General features: G+C 60.9%; 18 protein-coding genes and 1 riboswitch. Of the genes, 14 read left to right on the top strand and 4 right to left on the bottom strand.

The window, feature by feature from the left end; all coding sequences use genetic code 11:
* Positions 1-5: 5 nt before the first annotated feature.
* Positions 6-518 carry a PTS glucose transporter subunit IIA gene (locus tag sake_RS11620; protein WP_178946091.1) on the bottom strand — a complete coding sequence of 171 codons (513 nt, stop codon included), beginning with the start codon at positions 516-518 and terminating at the stop codon, positions 6-8.
* Positions 519-562: 44 nt separating this feature from the next.
* Complete coding sequence (locus sake_RS11615; protein WP_178946090.1) at positions 563-1756, bottom strand: cobalamin-independent methionine synthase II family protein; 1194 nt, start codon at positions 1754-1756, stop codon at positions 563-565.
* Positions 1757-1760: 4 nt separating this feature from the next.
* Positions 1761-1856: riboswitch (SAM riboswitch) on the bottom strand.
* A gap of 306 nt (positions 1857-2162) precedes the next feature.
* Between sake_RS11615 and sake_RS11610 the strand changes: the two genes are divergently transcribed.
* The 8 genes from sake_RS11610 (at position 2163) to sake_RS11575 (ending at position 13439) form a co-directional block, all read left to right on the top strand.
* Positions 2163-3740: an amino acid permease gene (locus tag sake_RS11610; protein ID WP_178946089.1), complete on the top strand. Its 1578-nt coding sequence runs from the start codon at positions 2163-2165 to the stop codon at positions 3738-3740.
* Between the two features lie 138 nt (positions 3741-3878).
* Positions 3879-4895 (top strand): nucleoside hydrolase, encoded by a 1017-nt coding sequence (locus sake_RS11605; RefSeq protein ID WP_178946088.1) that lies wholly within the window; start codon positions 3879-3881, stop codon positions 4893-4895.
* 116 nt (positions 4896-5011) lie between these two features.
* Positions 5012-5806: an ECF transporter S component gene (locus sake_RS11600; protein WP_129360371.1), complete on the top strand. Its 795-nt coding sequence runs from the start codon at positions 5012-5014 to the stop codon at positions 5804-5806.
* Positions 5803-6543, top strand: coding sequence for an energy-coupling factor transporter transmembrane protein EcfT (locus tag sake_RS11595; protein WP_129360372.1), 741 nt, complete (start codon positions 5803-5805; stop codon positions 6541-6543). Before sake_RS11600 ends, sake_RS11595 begins: the two co-directional genes overlap by 4 nt.
* Complete coding sequence (locus tag sake_RS11590; RefSeq protein WP_178946087.1) at positions 6531-7904, top strand: ATP-binding cassette domain-containing protein; 1374 nt, start codon at positions 6531-6533, stop codon at positions 7902-7904. Before sake_RS11595 ends, sake_RS11590 begins: the two co-directional genes overlap by 13 nt.
* A 119-nt stretch (positions 7905-8023) precedes the next feature.
* Positions 8024-9865, top strand: coding sequence for a dihydroxy-acid dehydratase (gene ilvD / locus sake_RS11585; RefSeq protein ID WP_129360374.1), 1842 nt, complete (start codon positions 8024-8026; stop codon positions 9863-9865).
* A gap of 194 nt (positions 9866-10059) precedes the next feature.
* Positions 10060-11628, top strand: coding sequence for an amino acid permease (locus sake_RS11580; RefSeq protein WP_178946086.1), 1569 nt, complete (start codon positions 10060-10062; stop codon positions 11626-11628).
* Between the two features lie 284 nt (positions 11629-11912).
* Complete coding sequence (locus tag sake_RS11575; RefSeq protein ID WP_238147698.1) at positions 11913-13439, top strand: amino acid permease; 1527 nt, start codon at positions 11913-11915, stop codon at positions 13437-13439.
* 161 nt (positions 13440-13600) lie between these two features.
* Here the strand turns inward: sake_RS11575 and sake_RS11570 are convergent, their stop codons facing one another.
* The gene (locus tag sake_RS11570) at positions 13601-14032 is read right to left on the bottom strand and encodes an Lrp/AsnC family transcriptional regulator (protein WP_129360377.1); all 432 of its coding nucleotides are present in this window, start codon (positions 14030-14032) and stop codon (positions 13601-13603) included.
* Positions 14033-14165: 133 nt separating this feature from the next.
* Between sake_RS11570 and sake_RS11565 the strand changes: the two genes are divergently transcribed.
* The 6 genes from sake_RS11565 (at position 14166) to sake_RS11540 (ending at position 20987) form a co-directional block, all read left to right on the top strand.
* The gene (locus sake_RS11565; protein ID WP_197964433.1) at positions 14166-15194 is read left to right on the top strand and encodes an ornithine cyclodeaminase; all 1029 of its coding nucleotides are present in this window, start codon (positions 14166-14168) and stop codon (positions 15192-15194) included.
* A 160-nt stretch (positions 15195-15354) separates the two neighbouring features.
* Entirely contained in the window at positions 15355-16875 is a 1521-nt protein-coding gene (locus sake_RS11560) for an amino acid permease (RefSeq protein WP_129360379.1), read from the top strand.
* Between the two features lie 110 nt (positions 16876-16985).
* Entirely contained in the window at positions 16986-17681 is a 696-nt protein-coding gene (locus sake_RS11555) for a GNAT family N-acetyltransferase (protein WP_129360380.1), read from the top strand.
* Positions 17682-17942: 261 nt separating this feature from the next.
* The gene (locus sake_RS11550) at positions 17943-18983 is read left to right on the top strand and encodes a CAP domain-containing protein (protein WP_165001006.1); all 1041 of its coding nucleotides are present in this window, start codon (positions 17943-17945) and stop codon (positions 18981-18983) included.
* Positions 18984-19010: 27 nt separating this feature from the next.
* On the top strand, positions 19011-20228 hold the full coding sequence (locus sake_RS11545; protein ID WP_197964432.1) for an MFS transporter: 1218 nt from the start codon (positions 19011-19013) through the stop codon (positions 20226-20228).
* 54 nt (positions 20229-20282) lie between these two features.
* A complete protein-coding gene (locus sake_RS11540) occupies positions 20283-20987 on the top strand; it encodes a hypothetical protein (protein ID WP_129360382.1) in 705 nt (234 codons plus the stop codon).
* A gap of 92 nt (positions 20988-21079) precedes the next feature.
* Here the strand turns inward: sake_RS11540 and sake_RS11535 are convergent, their stop codons facing one another.
* On the bottom strand, positions 21080-21598 hold the full coding sequence (locus sake_RS11535; RefSeq protein WP_178946084.1) for a CoA-binding protein: 519 nt from the start codon (positions 21596-21598) through the stop codon (positions 21080-21082).
* Position 21599: the final 1 nt, after the last annotated feature.

Here is a 21599-nt window from a genome sequence, read left to right as displayed (position 1 = left end):
AGCAATCAGTCGCGGAGCACAGCGGACGCCGCCACATCGCCCAGCGCCGCCTGACCGCCCTGTACTGAAAGCGCTTCCAGCCGGTCGGCGGAATTGGTGATGACCACGATGCTCGTCGGGTCCTTGCCCGCGGCTCGGACCGCCTCAATGTCCATCGTGCCCAGTCGTTGGCCCGCCGCGACCCGGTCGTGCTTGGCCGAATGCAGCTCGAAGGGCGCGCCCTTGAGCTCGACGGTATCGATCCCCAAATGCAGCAGAACCTCGAGGCCGTCGTCGGTCCGGATGCCGAGCGCATGCTTGCTGCTCGTCGTCACGGTCACTTCTCCGGCGACGGGCGCGACGATTTCTCCCGATGTGGGGTTCTGAATGCCGAAGCCTTCACCCATCATCTTTCCGGCGAAAACAGGATCGTCGACGTGCTCGATCCGAATGATTTCTCCGGCGACGGGCGCGAGAATCTGCGAGGGATGCTCGCTTGTGGGGGCGGCATCTTGGGGTTGGGGCTGATCAGCGGACATGAGCTCATTCCTTAAGGGAGATTGCGAAGGTTCTTCAGTCCACCCTAAAACAGTCGCTCGCTCGCGATGCGCGCACCCTCCGCCAGGGACTTGAGCTTGGCTTCCGCGATTTGCGGATGAAGACGTCCACCGAGGCCGCAATCGGTGCCCGCAATGACGTTCTCCTTGCCGACGACCGAAGCGTATTGCTCGATGCGCTGGGCCACGAGTTCGGGATGTTCGACGACGTTGGTCGAGTGGGAAACCACCCCGGGGATGACCAATTTGCCCTCGGGCAAACTCACATCCTCCCAGGCTTTCCACTCGTGGGCGTGGCGGACGTTCGCGGCTTCGAAAACGTAGGCGCCGGCGTTAATAGTGAAGAGCGAGTCGATGAGGTGCTGGATCTCGATGTCGGTCGTGTGGGGCCCGTGCCACGAGCCCCAACACAGGTGGAATCGGATTTGTTCTTCAGGTATTCCCCGCAGGGCATAGTTCGCGGCCTCAATGGCGAGCTGATTGAACCGGAGATACTCCTCGATCGTCGGTTCCGGAACCAACTGGTCCCATGCTTCGGCGATCGAGGGATCGTCGAGCTGGACGATGAATCCCGCGTCCGTGATGGCCTTGTATTCCTCATGGAGAACATCCGCCCAGGCGTAGATGAACTCTTCGTCGGTCGCGTAGTGATGATTTCCGATGCGTGAGGCCGAGCCGGGGGAGAGCGAGGCGATGAACGCCTCGGATGCGCCCTGTTGAGTCACGGCATTTCGCAGGTTGTTGATGTCCGCGGCGACGGCGTCCTGGCCTTTGTAGGTCAGCGGCCCGGTCGCGATCGGGAACTCGGCATCAGGGTCGTTGCCCAGGTCCAATGACTCATAGAAGTCTGCGAACCGGTTCCAATCCCGGCGGACGGCAAAGCTGTTGTAGCGTCCGTTTCCCGGGGTCTTGAGGATTTCCCGGAACGAGGTGTCACCGACAGTTTCGAGGCCACCGGTCCGGGCGAAGGAGTAGTGCCACCACGCGCCGTAGTCCACGTCACTGGCCATCGCGTGACCGTATTCGCCGTCGTTGACGACGTCGATTCCCCACTCGACTTGTTTCCCCACGATCTCGTGGACCGAATCGGTCAGTACGCGCTGGAAATCGGGTTCGGAAATCTCACCCTTGCCGCGTTGTGCGTTGGCTTGGATGAGCTCGTCCGTGCGGGGCAGCGAACCCACGTGGGTCGTGCGGATGCGGTCGGAACTGTTCAGCATGTTTCCTCCATCGGTCTTGGCGTTAGCACCGACGAGGGTCGGGCCTCGTGGGTTGCTGCGGCGTCGTCGAGCCAAGTCTCTCGGCCGCTCGGGATGGTCCTATTCCTTGGCCCACTTTTCCCGGAATGAGCCCGGGATTCCAACGCAGACGAGCCAGTCACGGCTTGTGACACGGTATTTCGTGTGTGGTGCCTGTTACGTGATTGTGACACTTGGGGTTATCGTGTCGAATGCGTCTTTTGTCGATGCAGATCACTACAGCCTGTAGTCGTGACCACAACAGGGTGGTCGTGACTGGCGAGTGACCAGTTGATGCAACACCGACGCCGCGCGCTTTTCCTCTGGCTTGCCCGCCTCGCACAGGCGAACCGTCGGCCCCGCGGTGTCACGAAATCTAGAGGAACCTATGACTCAAACGCCTCAACAGCAGGCAACGAAATATCCGGAAGAAATGGCCTATGAGCAGGAACAGGCCGGACTTCAACAAGGCTTGGGGCCTCGACAGCTCCAAATGATCGCCATCGGAGGAGCGATCGGCACCGGTCTGTTCCTCGGTGCCGGAGGACGCTTGGCCAGCGCCGGCCCGTCCTTGTTCTTGGACTACGCGCTCTGTGGACTCATCGCGTACCTGATCCTGCGTCAGCTGGGCGAGTTGGTGGTTCACCGGCCTTCGTCAGGCTCTTTCGTTTCTTATACGCGCGAGTTCTACGGTGAGAAGGCCGCCTACGTCTCCGGGTGGATGTACTGGCTCAATTGGGCAACCACGGCCATCGTGGACTCCACGGCCATTGCGATTTACGTGCACTGGTTCGGTCAGTACAGCTCGTTCATCGACGCAATACCCCAGTGGTTCGTCGCGCTCTTTGTGATCGTGGTCGTGGTGATCATGAACCTGATCTCGGTCAAAGTCTTCGGCGAGATGGAATTCTGGTTCTCGTTGATCAAGGTCGTCGCCCTTGTCATCTTCCTGGTTTTGGCGATTGTTTTCGTCATTTTCGGCACACCGACAGGCAGTCCCCGTGGACTCGGGCTGATCTCGGAGAACGGCGGGCTCTTCCCCAATGGGTTCCTCCCGGCGATGGTCATCATGCAGGGCGTCGTTTTCGCATATGCATCGATCGAGTTGGTCGGCACCACCTCCGGAGAGACCCGCAACGCCGCCAAGGTGATCCCGAAAGCCATCAACACGGTGATTCTTCGTATCGCGATCTTCTACGTCGGTGCGATTTTCTTGTTGTGCCTGCTTTTGCCCTACACGGCGTTCAGCGAAGACGAATCCCCCTTTGTCACGTTCTTCTCATCGATCAACGTGGGGGCCGCGGGACCGATTATGGAGTTGGTGGTGATCACCGCGGCGCTGTCATCGCTCAACGCCGGGTTGTACTCCACGGGGCGCATTCTGCACTCGATGTCGATGGCCGGTTCGGCACCGCAATTCGCCCAGCGTCTGACAAAGTCGGGCGTTCCTTACGGCGGGATTCTGCTGACCGCGGCCGTGGCTCTGTTGGGCGTGATCCTGAACTACTTCGTTCCGGACGCGGCTTTCGAAATCGTGCTGAATATTGCGTCTCTCGGAATCATCGCCGGTTGGGTGGCGATCACGATGGCGCACATGAAGTTCGTCTCGCTCGTCAAGAAAGGACGTTACGAGAGGCCCAGTTACAGGGCGCCCTTTGCCCCGGTGACGAACTGGGTCACCCTGGTATTCCTCGGGTGCGTCGTGGTGCTGATCGGATTCGACTATCCCGTGGGTACTTACACGTTGAGTTCGATGATCATCATCGTTCCCGCGCTAATCGTCGGATGGTTCGCGGTTCGCAAGCGCGTCCGCGAGTTGGCGGCCGAACGGGAAGGCGTGACCGGTCTTTACCCGATCGTGGCGGATCGTCCGGCCGCACAGCGTACGCATACGCGTGGGCGTCACGGGCACGGAAACACCACGATCATCCATCAACCCGATGAGGAAGAAAAAGACGAGGACTGACGCCCTATGCGGAGCGGTCAGGACACTGGGGGAGACCCGACGCTGGTCTCAGCAGGAGTAACCTCCTACTGAGACCAGCGTCGGGTCCGTCCGCGTCTGCATCTGCCGATCGGCATGGCTCGGACCTATGCTGGGTCCATGCCCCGCATTCTTTTGGACAACGACACAGGCATCGACGATGCGATAGCCCTGGTGTACCTGGCCGCCCAGCCCGAAGTGAGTTTCGAGGCGATCTCCTGCACTCCCGGGAACGTTTCGGCCGACGACGTCGCGAGGAACAACTTGGGTCTCCTGCGGTTGTGCGGGCGTGAGGAGGTGCCCGTCTTTCTGGGGGCGACTCAGCCTCTCGAGGCGGAGCTGACGACCACTCCCGAAACGCACGGGCCGCAAGGGATCGGCCACGCGCAGGTTCATTCCTCCGGGAGCATTTCTGATGGTTACGCCCCCGAAGTTTGGGCAGAATTGGCGCGAGCGAATCCGGGGGAACTGGATGCGATATGCACCGCGCCCCTGACGAATTTCGCTCTCGCGCTGCGCATCGAGCCGCGGCTTCCCGAGTTGCTCCGTTCGCTCACGATCATGGGCGGGGCATTTTTCCATCCCGGGAATACGACCCCGTTGACCGAATGGAACATTCACTCGGATCCGCACGCCGCGCACGAGGTCTTCGCGGCCTATGAGGCGTACGGGGGTCTGCCCGAAGAAAAACTTCCGTTGGTGTGCGGGTTGGAGACGACCGAACGGTATGAACTGATGCCGGAGGAAGCCGCAACCTGGGCAATCGACGCAGGCAATCCCCAAGCCCTCGATCCTCATGGGCGAGGGACCGAACTCCTCAAAGTCCTGGACGACGCCCTTCGGTTCTACTTCGAGTTCCACGAAGAATACGGTTACGGCTACATGGCCCACGTTCATGACTTCTTCGCCTCCGCGGCCGCGATCGGGGACGCGACCTACGAGGCCGTGACGACCAACATCGACGTCGTGACGAGCGATGGCCCGGCCTACGGAGCGACGGTCGCCGACTTGCGAAATCTCTTGGGACGCAGGCCCTCAGCTCGGCTCGTGACATCGAACGATCCGGACCAAGGATTCTCGCGCCTGCGTTCGTCGATCGTGGATCTCGCTCGGCGAGTCGACAGGATCAGCTCCTAGCCCGCGGGTCCGTGTTTCGGCCTGAAGGTGACGGGAGGACCGACTCGGACTAATCTGGTAGCTCATTGGGGCCGAGGTGACATAGGCCGTTTCCATCTGACCTTCGGACGACACCTATGCCTTCATCACCTCGCATCACCGACTGCCCCTCCTTGATCAAAGCAGATTCTTCCGCGCGTTCCTCGTGGCAACGTTTCTGCATCATCGTGGGAGCGTTGCTCATCGCGGCGATCTACCTCGGAACAGTGCTGACTCAACCTGCCGATGCCGCGATCGGTACAACCAATGTGCCGGCCGCGGTTCTGTTCGTGGGATACCTCGTCGCTGCGCTCTTCCTGCTCGCCGGAACCCTCCCTGGGCTGTCCGTCGGAACCATCGTTCTGATTCCCGTCGGATTGGTGCTCAACATTCTCTTGGGTCAGTTCGTCGGAAGCTCGTTGGTTCCTCTGTACCTCGACTCGATGGGTACGATTCTCATCGCTTTCCTCGCGGGTCGCAGCGCGGGAGTCGCGACGGGAATTCTCGGAAACCTCGTGTGGTCCCTGTTCAACCCGACCCTCTTGCCTTTTGCCGCGGTCGCGGCGGTTGTCGGATTCTGCGCCGGGACGGCAGGGCGTTGGGGAGCCGTGCGAAGGATCTGGTCCGCCCCGATCTTCGGATTCGTCGCCGGCTTGATCAGCGCGACGATCTCGGCGCCCATAGCCGCATTCGTCTACGGGGGAACATCCGGCGCGGCCACCGGGGCCATCGTGACGGCCTTCCGAGCCTACGGAGACTCGATCCTTCAGGCGACGACCAAGCAAGCGCTCGTGACCGACCCTGGCGACAAGGCGATTTCCTTCTTGGTCGTGGCACTTTTGATCTGTGCGCTGCCCCAGCGCACCGTCCGGAGGATTTCTGAGACGCGTTGACACAGCTGCATCCCTTCACGGTTCTTACCGTAGGTCTGGCCGTCGTCCTGGTCTCGACGGGCATCGGTGGTCTCTGGCCCGCTGGGCTCGTGGCTTTCTTATGCCTTGCATTGGCTTTGTTCCATCACCGTGGCCGCGCGTGGCTCGGCGGCGCGGTGGGAATCATGGTCCCTCTGGCAGTATCGCAGCTCATGGTGCACGCATTGTTCGACACCACCGGACTCACCGTTCTCTGGAACTGGGGATGGGTGCGTCTAACCGCTGAAGGCATCCGGACCGCGGGCGACTATGCGTTGAGACTCGTTCCGATTGTCGGTGTGGGTGTGCTGTGCCTCGTCGTCGTGGACCGAATGCGCCTCGTGGCCGCGATCGACGAGTCGAGAGTTCCGCGCACTATCGGATACGTGGTGATAGCGACCCTGAATATGGGTCCCCACCTGGCCGGACGCTCGCGGCTTATCGGACAGGCGCAGGCTGTACGGGGTCTCGACCTGGGCCGATTTCCGCTCTCGTGGGTGCGGAGAGTCAGGCATCAGACTGTTCCGCTCGTATCCTCCGCCGTGTACGAAGCAACGGAGCGTTCCGTGCACCTCCAGGCTCGCGGATTCCCCGGTCACGGCCCCGCCCGCGTCCCGAGGTATCGGGAGGTCCCTGACTCCCGAGGCCAAGCTGTACTTCGTCGGACAGTATTAGCAGCCTCGATCGTGGCAACGGCGGTGATCGTGTGGCCCTTCTGAACCTCGGGATCGAATCCTTCCACCACGATGAGCGCGTGGACCTTCAGAACCCCCTGCTGTGCGATGTCCACGTCGAGCTCAACCCTGGCGAGGTTCTCGCCGTAACTGGCGGGTCCGGCGTCGGGAAGTCCACATTGGGGCAGATCATGGCCGGAATCTTCCCCAGCAACGGAGGGCAGATGCGAGGATTCATCGAATTCGGGGATCAGCGTGTGGACTACCGCCCGGAAGACCGTCCTCAGACCGATCTGTCCGAATGGTCCCGGTGTGCGGCCTACCTGCCTCAGGACGCCCGGTCCTATCTCTCGGCCGCAAGAGCGACGGTCGAGGAGGAGATCGCCTTCGGCCTGGAATATCGCGGAATGACGAGGGATGAGCAGAGGTACGAGGTGGCACGGGTCGTCGGGACCTTGGGTTTGAGTGGGATTCTCGACCGGGACCCGATGGAGCTCTCGGGAGGGCAAGAGCGATTGGTGGCCTTGGCCTGCGTTCTGGTGCTGCGGCCAGCCATCGTGATCCTCGATGAGCCAGGTGCAGGACTCGACCCGGAAACCACGATGTCAGTGAGGGAGAGCATCGACGCATTGGCGGCTGACGGCATGGGCATCGTGCTCCTAGCCGGATATGACGAACCGTTCCTCGACAGGGCTACCCACAGACTGGATCTGGGGGAGAGCCCGACGGGATTCGTACCCCGTCCTCGTGCTTGCTCTGTATCACCGGCCGAGGGGCCAGAAACCGGGAGTCCAGGCCTCGAACTGCGAGGGGTGGATGCGTACCGACCCGGCAGCGACGTGCCCGTGGTCCAGAACCTCAGCCTCAGCGTGGCCCTGGGGGAGTGTGTCGCAGTCACCGGACCGAATGGTGCCGGCAAAACCACGATGCTGCGGGCGATCATGGGACTTGAACGCTCAACGGGGCGGATCGAGGCCCGAGGGCAACCGGTTCCGAACAAGCCCGCGGAAGCGGCGCGCGATATCTCCATCATGCTGCAGAACCCGACGGATCAGTTGAGCGAACGTACGGTCTATGCCCAAGTGCTCGCCGGGGCCCAGAGCCATCTGGCTGCGGACCAAGCTGTCGTCGACTGTGGTCTGGGTTTCCAATGCGACGAGCACCCCCTGGAGCTGTGCGCCTCCCAACGGCGCCTGCTTTCCTTGGCCGCCGTCATTGCACGTCAAACGCCTGTTCTCCTCCTGGACGAACCCACGGTGTCTCTCGATGCGGTCGGACGCTCCATCCTCGAGCGGCACATTCGCCGGCGCGTTTCTTGGGGCGCCGCGGTTCTTGTGGTGACACACGATGAAGCTTTCGCCGATACGGTTGCCCAGCGGGTGATCCGTCTGGAATCCGCCCGGTGACGCCCGTCGTCACAGTACCGAGCCCTGTATTCCAGCATTCAAGACAGCCCATCTCAACAATTGGCGTGAGTATAACCGGGAGTAGTCTGGACGGAGCATCAGACGTTCAAGGAGGATATATGCCTGACCTGCGTTCCAGAACATCCACGCACGGGCGGAACATGGCTGGGGCCCGCGCGCTGTGGCGTGCGACGGGAATGAAGAAGGAAGATTTCGGCAAGCCGATCGTCGCGATCGCCAACTCCTTCACGCAGTTCGTTCCGGGACACGTCCATCTGAAAAATATGGGTTCTCTCGTGGCGGGCGCAGTGGAAGAGGCCGGCGGCGTCGCCAAGGAATTCAACACGATCGCCGTCGACGACGGCATCGCGATGGGGCACGACGGCATGCTCTACTCCTTGCCATCCCGCGACATCATCGCCGATTCGGTCGAATACATGGTCAACGCCCACCGGGCCGACGCTCTCGTGTGCATTTCCAACTGTGACAAGATCACTCCCGGGATGCTCATGGCCGCCATGCGCCTGAATATCCCCGTGGTATTCGTCTCCGGCGGACCCATGGAGTCCGGCAACGCGGTCGAGGGCGTCATCGAGCACCGCATCGACCTGGTCGACGCCATGGCATACGCGGTGGACGAATCTGTGACCGACGATCAGCTCGGCATGATCGAGGAAAACGCCTGCCCGACGTGCGGCTCTTGCTCCGGCATGTTCACGGCCAACTCGATGAACTGCCTGACGGAGGCCTTGGGGCTCTCATTGCCCGGCAACGGGACCACGTTGGCGACCCAGATTGCCCGCAAGGACCTGTTCCTCAATGCCGGTCGCACCGTCGTCGAACTGGCCAAGAAATACTACGAGGAGGACGACGAATCCGTCCTTCCCCGCAATATCGCGTCCAAGAACGCCTTCGCGAATGCGATGGCCCTCGACATCGCCATGGGCGGTTCTACCAACACGGTTCTGCACATCCTTGCCGCTGCGCAGGAGGCCGAGGTGGACTTCAAGCTCAAGGACATCGACGAGCTCTCTCGGCACGTCCCGTGCTTGGCCAAGGTTGCCCCCAACTCGACGAAATTCCATATCGAGCACGTCCACAAGGCCGGCGGTATCCCCGCAATCCTGGGTGAGTTGGATCGGGCGGGGCTGTTCCGGCACGATGGCGTGCGCACCGTGCACGCCGAGTCGGTGGACGATTGGCTCAACGAGTGGGACATACGCCGCGATTCGGCCTCGGAACGCGCCCGTGAACTGTTCCTCGCCGCGCCGGGGGGAGTGCGCACGACGCAGGCATTCTCGACGGCCAACAAATTCGAGGAACTGGATACGGATCCGGAATTCGGTTGTATCCACTCGGTCGAGCACGCCTACACCAAGGACGGGGGTCTGGCTATCCTCTTCGGCAATATCGCCGAGGACGGAGCGGTCATCAAGACCGCGGGAATCGACGAGAGCCTGTTCCACTTCCGGGGCAAGGCCTTTGTCGTCGAGTCCCAGGACGAAGCCGTGTTCGAGATCCTATCCAAGCACGTCGAACCCGGCGACATCGTGGTGATCCAATACGAAGGGCCCAAGGGCGGCCCCGGGATGCAGGAAATGCTGTACCCAACCTCTTACCTCAAGGGTCTTGGCCTCGGCAAGGAATGCGCCCTCATCACGGACGGTCGTTTCTCCGGCGGCACTTCGGGTATCTCGATCGGTCATATCTCGCCCGAGGCCGCAGCCGGAGGAGCCGTGGGCCTGATCGAACACGGCGACGAGATTGAGATCGACGTCGCCAACCGTCTCCTGCAGGTGCACGTCTCCGACGAGGAGCTGGCCAGGCGTCGAGAGGCCCGTGGTCCTCTGCCCTGGAAGCCGACCAAACCCCGTGAGCGTCAGGTCTCCACGGCTCTGCGCGCGTACGCTTCTATGGTGACCAGCGCGGACAAGGGTGCTGTTCGCGTCGTTCCGGAGTAAGCTTCCGCGAGGCAGGTCCCGCAAGGGACCGCACCTCCCTTGTCGTGCATCTTCTGTTGTCCACGGGGCGTGTTGCCCCGTGGACAACTTTCGTTGTGGCCGGGGTTACAGATGCGTCGACGTTTCGGTAAGATACCGTGCAGACTCTACGGACCAAGGGGAGGTTCGTGACCGACGTAGTGGGAGGAACCCCCATGGCATCACCTGGTTCAGACTCGTCGGCGGCGAGTCGTTCACCCGAGGCCGCACAGAATCAATTCGAGGCGGAACAAGAAGGCTTCAAAAAGGGTTTGAGCCCTCGTCAGCTACAAATGATCGCGATCGGTGGCTCGATCGGAACGGGACTGTTCCTGGGGACGGGTGGGCGGCTCCAAAGCGCCGGACCAACCCTGTTCATCCTGTACGCCGTGGCCGGATTCTTCGGCTATCTCATCCTCCGGCAACTGGGCGAGCTCGTGGTGCATCGCCCTTCCTCCGGGTCGTTCGTGTCCTATTGCCGCGAGTTCTTCGGGGAGAAGTCCGCATACTTCACCGGATGGATGTATTGGCTCAGTTGGGCCACGACCACGATCGTGGACGCGACGGCCATGGCGATCTACGTGAAATGGTTTGGGCAGTACATCTCCTTCATCAATGCGGTCCCCCAGTGGGCTCTGGCATTCCTGGTGATCGCCGCGGTGACGGTCATGAACCTCATCTCCGTCAAGGTCTTCGGCGAGATGGAGTTCTGGTTCGCGATCATCAAGGTCAGCGCGCTCGTGATCTTCATGATCGTCGGCATCCTGTTCGTGATCTTCGGATCCCCGTCGGGGGATCCCACCGGATTCACGCTGATTTCGGAATCCGGCGGAATGCTGCCCAATGGTTTGCTGCCCGCGCTCGTCGTCTCGCAGGGTGTCGTCTTTGCGTACTCCGGTATTGAGCTTGTGGGCACAGCATCGGGCGAGACCCAGGAGCCCGACCGGGTCATTCCGCGCGCGATCAACTCCGTGATCCTCCGCATCGCCGTTTTCTACGTCGGCTCGGTCCTGCTTCTCTGCCTCCTGCTGCCGTATACGCAGTACAGCGACGACGAATCGCCGTTCGTGACATTCTTCGCCTCGATCGGGGTGGATGCTGCGGGGCCCATCATGCAACTTGTGGTGATCACCGCGGCCCTGTCCTCGCTCAATGCCGGGCTGTACTCGACGGGCCGAATCGTCCACTCGATGGCGATGGCCGGTTCGGCCCCACGCTTTGCCCAGAAGCTCACCAAGGGCGGTGTCCCGTTCGTGGGTATTCTGTTGACCACGGGTGTCGGCATGCTGGGCGTGATCCTGAACTACCTCGTCCCTGAGGCGGCATTCGAGATCGTGTTGAACATGTCAGCGGTCGGAATCATCGTTGGTTGGGCCGCGATTACTTTGCCGCATCAGAAATTCGTGGCCCTGGCCAAAAAGGGCCTCTACCAGCGACCGAAATATCGGGCCCCGCTGGCCCCTTTCACCAACTGGATCACGATGCTGTTTCTGGCGGCCGTGATGGTGCTAATCGCTTTCGACTACCCGGTGGGTACCTACACCCTTGCGTCCATGGTGGTTATCATTCCGCTGCTGATCATCGGATGGTTCCTGGTCCGTCGTCGGGTCATGGAAGTCGCCGCACAGCGCGAGGGGTACACCGGTCAGTTCCCGGTGGTTGCTCAGTGGCCGACGACCGAGGACAAGGACGCTCCGTTCGACCACGGCAAGTCCAACACGACCATCCATCTCGACGACGAATAACGGGTTTTCCCTGACAACCGAGGACCTGAGGGGTCGGTGGATGCAGCACTGCGGGCGCATTTCCGGGTAAGCTACGGCCTTGAGCCGATCGAGTGAGGTAGGGCACATGGTGTCGCTATGGGGCCTCCCGGTCGGTGATGTTTCGAGTCGAGCGTCCCTCCTTGACTCCCCTCGCTAGGGGAGCGATGGAGTGGATGCTCCCTGAACCAAAGGGTTAGTCAATGTCATCGACATTTTCTTCGGGGGGCCCGTCGGGCAAGGCCCACGGAAAATCCAATCAATTCATGGCCGCGGAGGATGCCGGCCTGCGGAAAGGACTAGGGGCGCGCCAGCTCCAGATGATTGCGATCGGCGGTGCCATCGGCACCGGCCTGTTTCTCGGCGCCGGTGGCCGTCTCGCCTCCGCGGGTCCTTCCCTCTTCATCATTTACGGTGTCTGCGGTTTCTTCGGGTACCTGATGTTGCGTTCACTGGGCGAGCTGGTCTGTCACCGGCCGTCGTCCGGGTCATTCGTCTCCTATACGCGCGAGTTCTACGGGGAAAAGGCCGCGTACGTCTCCGGCTGGCTGTACTGGCTCAACTGGGCCATGACCGCCATCGCGGATGCGACGGCCATCGCGATCTACGTCCGATGGTTCGGTCGGTACAGCGAGGCCATTGCGAGCATTCCCCAATGGGTTTCCGCTCTTGCCGTTGTCGCGATCGTTGTGGGAGCCAACCTGATCTCCGTCAAGGTCTTCGGGGAAATGGAATTCTGGTTCTCGCTCATCAAGGTCGGCACGCTCGTCCTGTTCCTGGTGCTCGGCATCATCTTCGTGGTCTTCGGGTCGCCGACTGGACAGCCTACGGGTATTTCTCTCATCACGGATCATGGGGGTCTGTTCCCCTCCGGTGGCATGGCCGCGCTTGTGGTGATTCAGGGCGTGGTGTTCGCCTACGCGGGTATTGAGCTCGTGGGAACCACGTCCGGCGAAACCAAGGATCCGGAGAAGGTTATTCCCAGGGCCATCAACACGGTCATTCTCCGCATTGCGGTCTTCTACGTCGGCTCCGTTCTGCTCCTGTGCATGCTGATGCCGTACACCGCGTACAGCGAGGGCGAATCACCCTTCGTTACTTTCTTCTCCTCGATCGGCGTCGATGCCGCCGGGCCCATCGTGCAGCTCGTCGTCATTACGGCGGCTCTGTCCTCGCTCAATGCTGGCTTGTACTCGACGGGTCGGATCCTGCACTCCATGGCGATGGCCGGTTCGGGACCTCGATTCGCCGCCAAGTTGAACGCATCGGGTGTTCCCTTCGGAGGAATCCTCCTGACCGCGGTTGTTTCACTGCTGGGTGTCGTGCTGAACTACCTCGTGCCGTCGCAGGCCTTCGAAATCGTGCTCAATATTTCCGCTATCGGGACGATGGCCTCATGGGCGGCTATCACTCTGTCGCACCAGAAGTTCGTCCGCCTGTCGAAGCAGGGGCTCTACACCAGGCCCCGGTACAGGGCGCCGTTCGCACCGGTGACCAACTGGTTGACGGTCGCATTCCTGGTTTCGGTCGTCATTCTCATGGCCCTGGACTACCCCGTGGGGACGCTGACCCTGGGGTCCATGCTGATCGTAGTCCCTCTCCTCATCGTAGGGTGGTTCGCCGTCCGGAAACGCGTCATGGAGCTGGCGGCCCAAAGAGAAGGTGTCACCGGCGCCTATCCCATAGTTGCGGCACGGCAGGCGGTTGACGCGCAGCAACGGCACGAGGCCCAGAAGGCCAGAACCGTGATCGCTCCGGACATCTACGCCGGAAACGCTGACAACAAGGAGTAGACCGAACGTCCGCTCTTGTCTCAGTGATGATATGTGGACGACGGCGATCCGGAGTGGGCCCGCTCATCCGACCATCGGGTGAGCGGGCGCATCCGCGAGGTGCAACAAAGGTGCCGGTTGCGCCGAAGCCTCGGAGGGATGCTCGTATCGATGAGGACGGGCTACCTGACCACCGAGCTCAACAGCAGACTCGTCTCGCTGTTTACGACTCCGGATATGCCGCGGATGCTCTTGAGGACGGCGTCGAAATCCTGAAGATCCACGCACTGCAATTCGGCCACGAGATCCCACCCTCCGTTGGTCGTGTGGAGCGCCAGAATCTCGGGGAGCCCACGCAACTCGTCGATCACGTGATCCGTGGTTCTGCCTTCGACTTCGATCAGAGATATGGCGCGGACCTGCGAAGCCTCTGCATAGTCTCGGACACGCACGCTGAACCCCACGATGATTCCCCGGGCGGTCAGCGAATCAATGCGTTTGGTGACCGTCGCCCGGGAGACGTCGAGTTCCTGAGCCAGCGCTGCAATGGAGGCACGGCCGTCCTTGCGCAAGGCCGCGATGAGTCGTCGATCCAGATCTGAAGTCTTCGCCATATCCATAATGCTAATCCGTATCGAACAATCTGAATACCTGAGGGGCATTCTGGATGAATTGAGACCATTTCGGTTCAATAGTGTGAATACTAGGCTCATGGTGAATCCAGAACTCGTCAGGAGGAGGAAAAACATGACGCAATTCGTCGATGTTCAGAACATGGCGCGGTGGATCCAGCGCGACGGTGTGGAGGCCATCATCGAGAAAATGATCGGCTACCTTGAGCATGATTTTGGTCGCTGGGCCAAATTCGACAAGACCCCTCGGATCGCGAGCCACACCCCTTTCGGCGTGATCGAGCTCATGCCCACCTCCGATGGCGAGTTGTACTCCTTCAAGTACGTCAACGGCCACCCTTCTAATCCCGCTCGCGGTTTCCAAACCGTCACGGCCTTCGGCGTGCTGGCCGACGTCGACAACGGCTACCCGACGTTTTTGGCCGAAATGACCCTGTTGACGGCGTTGCGGACCGCGGCGACGTCGGCCATGACCGCCCGAAAGCTGGCTCGTCCCGACTCCAAGAGAATGGCTCTGGTGGGGGCGGGCTCGCAGTCGGAGTTCCAGTCACTCGGGTTCCGCGCGGCGTTGGGCATTGAGGACCTCACGGTCTACGACGTCGACCCCAAAGCGGTCGAGAAGCTGCGGCGCAACCTCGAGCCGCTGGGCTTCCGCATTACGGCGGCCGACTCCGTAGATGAAGCGGTGGCCGACGCCGACATTGTCACGACCTGCACCGCGGACAAGGCGCAGAACACCATCCTGGCCACCCGGCATGTCCGCCCCGGAATGCACCTGAATGCTGTGGGCGGCGACTGCCCCGGCAAGACCGAGCTGGAGGCGGCCATCCTCGACCGGGGCAAGGTGTTCGTGGAGTTCACTCCGCAGACTCGAGTCGAGGGAGAAATCCAGCAGATGGACCCCGATTTCCCCGTGACCGAGTTCTGGCAGGTCCTCAACGGTGAGGCGGAAGGTCGGACATCGGAAGAAGACATCACGATCTTCGACTCGGTCGGATTTGCGATCAACGATTTCTCGGCGCTCCGCTGCGTCCGGGACGCTACGGCCGATTCGCCGTTGCAAACCTATATTGACATGGTCGCGGATCCCGATGACCCCAAGGACCTCTTTTCGCTCGTCAATGCGCTAAAGCCCGTGGGATAAGGGCCCACCCTTCTCGGTCCTCGAAAGACCGTGTCGCGCGCAGTGTGGTGTGCGGCACGGTCCTTCATATTTGTGGGTAACATATTCGACACATCGAGCCGATAATGTATCGGACTAACTCGCACACTTACGAGGTTTCCTAAGAGAAGGTAACTAACCCATGTCATCCAAAGCATCCCGCGCGGAGGTCGAGCCTCAGAGCCACGGCACCGGGCAAACATTCAATGATGAGCAGGCGGGGTTTCACAAGGGACTGGGCCCCCGTCAGCTTCAGATGATCGCTATCGGCGGAGCCATCGGTACCGGTCTCTTCCTGGGGGCCGGAGGACGCCTCCACAGCGCGGGCCCCTCACTGTTCATTGTCTACGCAATTTGCGGATTCATGGGCTACCTGATTCTGCGCAGCCTCGGTGAACTCGTGGTCCATCGGCCCTCTTCAGGATCCTTCGTCTCCTACTCGCGCGAATTCTTCGGCGAGAAGGCCGCGTACTTCTCCGGCTGGATGTATTGGCTCTTCTGGGCGACCACGGCGGTGGTGGACGCGACCGCGATCGCTATTTACGTGCGCTGGTTCGGGCAATACTTCGACTTTTTCGGGGCGATTCCTCAGTGGGTCATCGCTTTCCTCGTGGTGGTGATCGTGGTCGCAATGAACCTGATCTCCGTGAAGGTCTTTGGCGAGATGGAATTCTGGTTCTCCCTGATCAAAGTCGTCGCCCTGCTGATCTTCCTGGTGGTGGGCATCATCTTCGTGATCGTGGGTACGCCGAACGGTAACCCCACGGGCTTCCAGCTCATGTCCGATAACGACGGAATCTTTCCGAACGGATTGATGCCGGCGTTGATCATCACCCAGGGTGTCGTCTTCGCCTACGCAGGCATCGAGCTCGTGGGCACGACATCCGGCGAGACCAAGAACGCGGAAAAGATTATCCCCAAGGCCATCAACACCGTGATTTTGCGTATCGCAGTCTTCTACGTCGGTTCCGTTCTCCTGCTCTGCCTGTTGCTGCCGTACACAGCTTTCAGCGAGACAGAGAGCCCCTTCGTCACGTTCTTCTCCTCGATCGGGGTTGACGCTGCCGGGCCGATCATGCAGCTCGTGGTGATCACGGCCGCACTCTCGTCCCTCAACGCCGGCCTGTACTCGACTGGTCGCATCATGCATTCGATGGCGATGGCCGGTTCTGCGCCCAAATTCGCGCAGAATCTGACGCGTTCAGGCGTTCCCTACGGCGGCATTTTCCTGACCGCAATCGTTGCTTTGCTCGGTGTGGTGCTCAACTACTTCGTCCCGGAAAGCGCCTTCGAGATCGTGCTGAATTTCGCCTCGATCGGCATCATGAGCGCTTGGTTGACCATTACCATCTGCCACATGAAGTTCGTCTCCCTGACCAAAAAGGGACTGTACCGGCGACCGGATTATCGCGCCCCCCTGAGCCCGTACAGCAACTGGCTGGTCCTGTTGTTCATGGCCGGAGTCGTGGTTCTGATCGCTATGGACTATCCGGTGGGCACGTACACGCTCGGATCCATGGTGATCGTTATTCCGGCCCTCATCATCGGGTGGTTCGCGGTTCGCGGGCGGGTTCTCGAAATTGCGGCCGAGCGCGAAGGAGTCACGGGTCTGCATCCCGTCGTGGCCCAGCGCCCCGCGGCGAAAGGGCGGAACAAGTCCTAGTCCGTAGCTGGCCGCAGCGCAATGGCCCCGTGGCGTGTTCACGGGGCCTTCGCTGTTCGAGCACCGGTCTCGTGGGGCCTGGGGTTCTAGGCGCGGGCTAAGATTGCATCATGCGTAATGTCAGCCTCCGGTCCTCCCGTCTTGCCCTCGATGCGCCGTGTGCCAACGACGTCGCCGCCATGGTCGACGCATGCCGGGATCCGGAGATTCCTCGGTGGACCGGATCGGTTCCCGATTCCTATGAAGAAGACGACGCCCTCGAATACATCGAGGGCGTCGTCGCTCCCGGGTGGAAATCAGGAAGCGTATTGACTTGGGCTTTCCATATCAGGGATGAGGTCGATGGGCCGGACACGGGGACGCTGGTCCAGGTTCCGCGCGACGCCGCCGATCAGGTTCCGGGAGAGGGTGAGAACGTCGGACTCTTCGCGGGACTGGTGTCACTGTCCATGACAAGTTCCCGGACGGCCAGTATGGGAGTGTGGGCGGCGCGGGATGCCAGGGGAGGAGGCTTTACCGCGGAGGCGTGTGAGCTGGTTCTGGATTTCGCTTTCGGCTCGCCGGCTCCCCAGGATCCGAAAGATCTGCCCTCCGGTTTGGGCTTGAGCCGGGTCGAATGGCGAGCCATGGTCGGAAACATTCCTTCGGCCCGGCTGGCCCAGCGGCTCGGATTCTCTTACGAGGGCCTGTCGCGCCGGGCCCTGACCACCGTCAACGGAAGATTGCTCGATGTGTGGATCGCCGGATTGCTCACGGAAGACCCCCGAGGTCCGGTGCGCTGGCCCGAACATATTTTCGAAAAGTAACTAAAGCATTTCGAACACAGCCTGAGTATTTTCGCTTCCGGATCGCATTGGTGAACATAATTGTGCAGGTAGGACACCGGTATTTCATGCACTGACCTTAATGTGTAGTCACGCTTTGATTTCGAAACTAGATTTCTTGTATCAAAACGTGACTATTTCTATATAAAATCAGTGTGCCTCGGTGTCGACGAATGACTCCTGGGCACTTTATTTCATCGTCACTCGTCAGTACTGCGAATGGAGCCCTCCATGGGTCTATCTATGCCTACTCAGTCTCTTTTTGGCCAGTCCGCCGGCCGCAAATACACGCCGCGACATGCGGGGCGGCGTCAGTCCTTGGTGCAGAGCGTTGCCCACGGCAGGGCGGCTCGCGTAGCCGTTGCGGCATCCGCGTTGGCCGCCACGGCACTGACCGGGTCACAGGTTCAGGCTCCAGCAGCGAGCCAGGCGGCGCAACAGGATATCGTGCAGGTCAGCCAGGGCCAGCGAATGGCCGATACCCAGCGCCTTCTGGACGGAATCAATGCTTACCGCAGGGCCCATGGCCTGAACCCGGTCAAATTCTCCGCCCGCCTGACGCAGATCGAACAGCAGCATTCGGACGACCAGATCACCGCCGAGTCTTTCTACCACACGAATAATTTCCTGACCGACTCACGGGCTGGGCGATACTCGCATGCCAATGAGGTCATCGCTCTGACCTACCAGCGAGACGTTATGCAATTGCTCGCGTGGTGGAAAACGTCGCCTGCGCACAGTGCGGCCCTGCTCAACCCAGGAGCTCAGGTGGTCGGTATCGCACTGACCTATGCGGACGGCAGCCTCTCCCGCACGGGTCAACCGTGGAGTCTTCTCGGCACGGTTAACCTCTACGGATACGCCAACGGCGGGGCTCCCGAGGATGCTTTGACCACGGTCAGTGGCGCCGGTTATCAACCCCAGACGTCCGGCGCATACAGCACCTACGGTGCCGTCGGCTCGGCCTACTACGGCAATGGGGGACCGGCGGCTTTCGGCAAACCGACCATGAACGAAAGCGATGCGACCGGTGGCCGGTACCAAATCTTCCAGGACGGCCGCGGCCGCCGTCACAAGTTCTTGTGGACCCCGCAAACCGGTGCGCACTACGTCAAAGAGTACGGGGCGATAGGTGCCTCGTGGTCACGGCACGACTACGAAAGGGGATTCGGATTCCCCACGAGCAATGAGTATCACTATGGGAACGAGATGAGACAGAACTTCTCGAATGGATATGTCCTGGGCTGGAACATCGCCGACGGGGTCGTGCGCGTCTACCGCTGAGGGGCATCCACAACATAGAGTTGGTTGGTGACCTCGACGAAACCTGGACCCCAGCTGACCCGTGCCGTTTTGTTCCTGATGTGCCTGGCCACCGGCCTGTGCGCTGGGGGCAACTACTTCAACCAGCCTCTGCTCGAAGAGATCTCGCAGGCGTTGGGCGTCAGCAGTTCTACCGCGGCGACGTCGGTGACGGTGGCCCAGGTTTCCTACGCCGTCGGACTGGTCTTCCTGACCCCTCTCGGTGACCTTTTCGAGCGTCGGAAGCTGACGGTCGGCCTCATTGGGCTGACGGCGGTCGGGCAACTGGTCGCGGGTTTTGCGCCCGCTTTCGGCGTCTTCATGATCGGTATCGCGGTTGCCGGTCTGTTCTCTGTCGCGGCCCAGATACTGGTTCCGTATGCTGCGATCCTGGCCGAACCGGGCAAAGGCGGCAAGGCCGTTGGCACCGTGATGTCCGGGCTACTCGCCGGGGTTCTGATAGCCCGTGCAGTTGCGGGGATCCTGTCCGATATCGGCGGGTGGACCTTGATTTATCACGTGGCCGCTGTCCTCATGATTCTCGTGGGTATCGGCCTGTGGAGAGTCCTCCCACCGTCGTATCCCGAGAATCCGCCGAGCTACCTCGGACTGTTCACGTCGATGGCAAGGCTCATCCGGCGCCATCCCCGGTTGCGAACCCGGTCCCTCATCTCCGGGATTTCCTTTGCCTCGATGAGCGCTGTCTTCGCGACGACGACGCTCCTCCTGGCTGACGACCCCTTCCGGCTGAGCCCCACGGCCATCGGTCTGGTGGGCCTCACGGGCTTGGCGGGTGCGCTCATGGCCAGTGTCGCCGGAGGCATGGTGGACCGGGGCCTCGGCCGCCGAGCGACCGTCCTGGGGTTGATTGCACTGGCCCTCGGCTGGGGAGCCTTCATTCTGGGCGGACACAGTGTGTTGTGGTTCTGCGTCGGTATGGTCCTCACGGATGTCGGCGTGCAGTTGGTGCACATCATCTCCATGAACACCGTCTATACCCTTGATGCGTCCGCGCGTGCCCGGCTGAACTCGGTGTACATGACCATGTATTTCGTCGGGGCCGCGGTGGGGTCTGCGGTCGGTGTCTGGGCCTGGAATACGGGTCACTGGGCCGGGGTCTGCATTGCGGGGCTCGTGATGACTGCCTTGTGTGTGCTCGTCTGGTTGCGTGACGTGCAACTGGAGAACCGCCAAGCCGGTTCTGAACCCGAGGGCCTTGAAAAGTGATGCTACTTATATAGCCTTGTGACCTATATCTAAAAATTTAGTTTAAGGTCCATCATGAAAAAATTGAACCACTTGTGTGGGTTCGCGGGTTTCGGGGCAATCGGTGTCTTGGTCCTCGTGGGCTGCGGAATGGGCGGGTCGAGCAGTTCCGACGAATCGAGTCAGAAGACATCTATCTGTATGGAAGATGCGTCGGACAAGACGTCACTGGATTCGGCTCCCAAGACCGACTGGAAAAACAGCTTGAACGGTCTCAAGGTCCCCTCTTCCAAAGAATTCGGACCGGAGAAAGTCGGCGACGACAAAGTCCCTTCCTGTTTTCAGCACTCTCCCGAAGGCGCCCTCTTTGCAGCGACGAATTACAGTCTTCCGGTCATCGCCCAGGACTATGGGGTGATGTCCAAGATCATCCGTGAGCAGGCGCTGGACAACGACGCGCGGAACCAGGTGGCCAAGAAATTCGAGGATCAGAATTCCTCGGCCTCGGCATCCAGCGAGGCTGGGGACTTTCAGGTCGCCGGCTTCAGGATAGAAAACTATGCCGAAGACAAGGCCACCGTGAAAATCCTCGTTTCCATCTATGGCGGTGCCGGATACGGAGAACTGACATTTACGGTCCAGTGGGACAATGACGACTGGCGTTTCGACGCGGATGCGGATACGGAGGATATTTCCTTCAGGCAGGTTCAGGGCCCCGACGGATACACCGAATGGGGTCCGGATGAACAGGGAGGATCCTCGGGCCCTCAGGGCTCCTGATCTGGTGCGATGCTGATCCCAACGGATCGTCCGGAAAAGGCCGACATTCGCCGAGGCCTACAACCTCGGTCCATGTCGGCCCATGTGTGCGGTTACGCCGTCCGCTGGCGCTTCGAGGAGATGACCCCCGTATTGAATCCAGCCAAATGAAGACCACCGTGGAATCGTGCGTGCTCAATCTTGATGCACCGATCCATCACGACATTGAGCCCGGCCTTTTCGGCGATGGCTGCGGCTTCTTCGTTCCACGAGCCGAGCTGCAGCCACAAGGTCTTGGCCCCCACTCTGACGGCTTCTTCGGCTACTCCCGGGAGGTCGTCGTGTCGGCGGAAGACATCGACGACGTCCGGCACCTCGGGGAGATCTTCGAGCGATGCGTAGACTTCCTGACCGAGAACCTTCTTCCCCTTCTCTGCGAGGATCGGGTTGATGAAATAAACACGGTAAGGAGAGCTGGACAGCAGATAAGTCGAGACGAAATACGAGGCTCGCGCCGGCTTGTCTGACATCCCCACGATCGCGACGGACTTCGTGTTGTGAAGAATGTTGAGCCGTTCGGGGGCGCTAGGGCCGAGCCAGGTGCGTTCGGTTGCGACGGGCTGGTTGGTCATT

The sequence above is a fragment of the Kocuria sp. TGY1127_2 genome, from assembly GCF_013394385.1.
GTDB lineage: Bacteria > Actinomycetota > Actinomycetes > Actinomycetales > Micrococcaceae > Rothia.
This window is presented reverse-complemented; position numbering and strand designations above follow the sequence as displayed.

Coding starts and splice junctions, on each gene's coding strand:
- sake_RS11620 (WP_178946091.1), bottom strand. CDS start 518: ATGTCCGCTGATCAGCCCCAACCCCAAGATGCCGCCCCCACAAGCGAG.
- sake_RS11615 (WP_178946090.1), bottom strand. CDS start 1,756: ATGCTGAACAGTTCCGACCGCATCCGCACGACCCACGTGGGTTCGCTG.
- sake_RS11610 (WP_178946089.1), top strand. CDS start 2,163: ATGACTCAAACGCCTCAACAGCAGGCAACGAAATATCCGGAAGAAATG.
- sake_RS11605 (WP_178946088.1), top strand. CDS start 3,879: ATGCCCCGCATTCTTTTGGACAACGACACAGGCATCGACGATGCGATA.
- sake_RS11600 (WP_129360371.1), top strand. CDS start 5,012: ATGCCTTCATCACCTCGCATCACCGACTGCCCCTCCTTGATCAAAGCA.
- ilvD (WP_129360374.1), top strand. CDS start 8,024: ATGCCTGACCTGCGTTCCAGAACATCCACGCACGGGCGGAACATGGCT.
- sake_RS11580 (WP_178946086.1), top strand. CDS start 10,060: ATGGCATCACCTGGTTCAGACTCGTCGGCGGCGAGTCGTTCACCCGAG.
- sake_RS11575 (WP_238147698.1), top strand. CDS start 11,913: ATGGCCGCGGAGGATGCCGGCCTGCGGAAAGGACTAGGGGCGCGCCAG.
- sake_RS11570 (WP_129360377.1), bottom strand. CDS start 14,032: ATGGCGAAGACTTCAGATCTGGATCGACGACTCATCGCGGCCTTGCGC.
- sake_RS11565 (WP_197964433.1), top strand. CDS start 14,166: ATGACGCAATTCGTCGATGTTCAGAACATGGCGCGGTGGATCCAGCGC.
- sake_RS11560 (WP_129360379.1), top strand. CDS start 15,355: ATGTCATCCAAAGCATCCCGCGCGGAGGTCGAGCCTCAGAGCCACGGC.
- sake_RS11555 (WP_129360380.1), top strand. CDS start 16,986: ATGCGTAATGTCAGCCTCCGGTCCTCCCGTCTTGCCCTCGATGCGCCG.
- sake_RS11550 (WP_165001006.1), top strand. CDS start 17,943: ATGCCTACTCAGTCTCTTTTTGGCCAGTCCGCCGGCCGCAAATACACG.
- sake_RS11540 (WP_129360382.1), top strand. CDS start 20,283: ATGAAAAAATTGAACCACTTGTGTGGGTTCGCGGGTTTCGGGGCAATC.
- sake_RS11535 (WP_178946084.1), bottom strand. CDS start 21,598: ATGACCAACCAGCCCGTCGCAACCGAACGCACCTGGCTCGGCCCTAGC.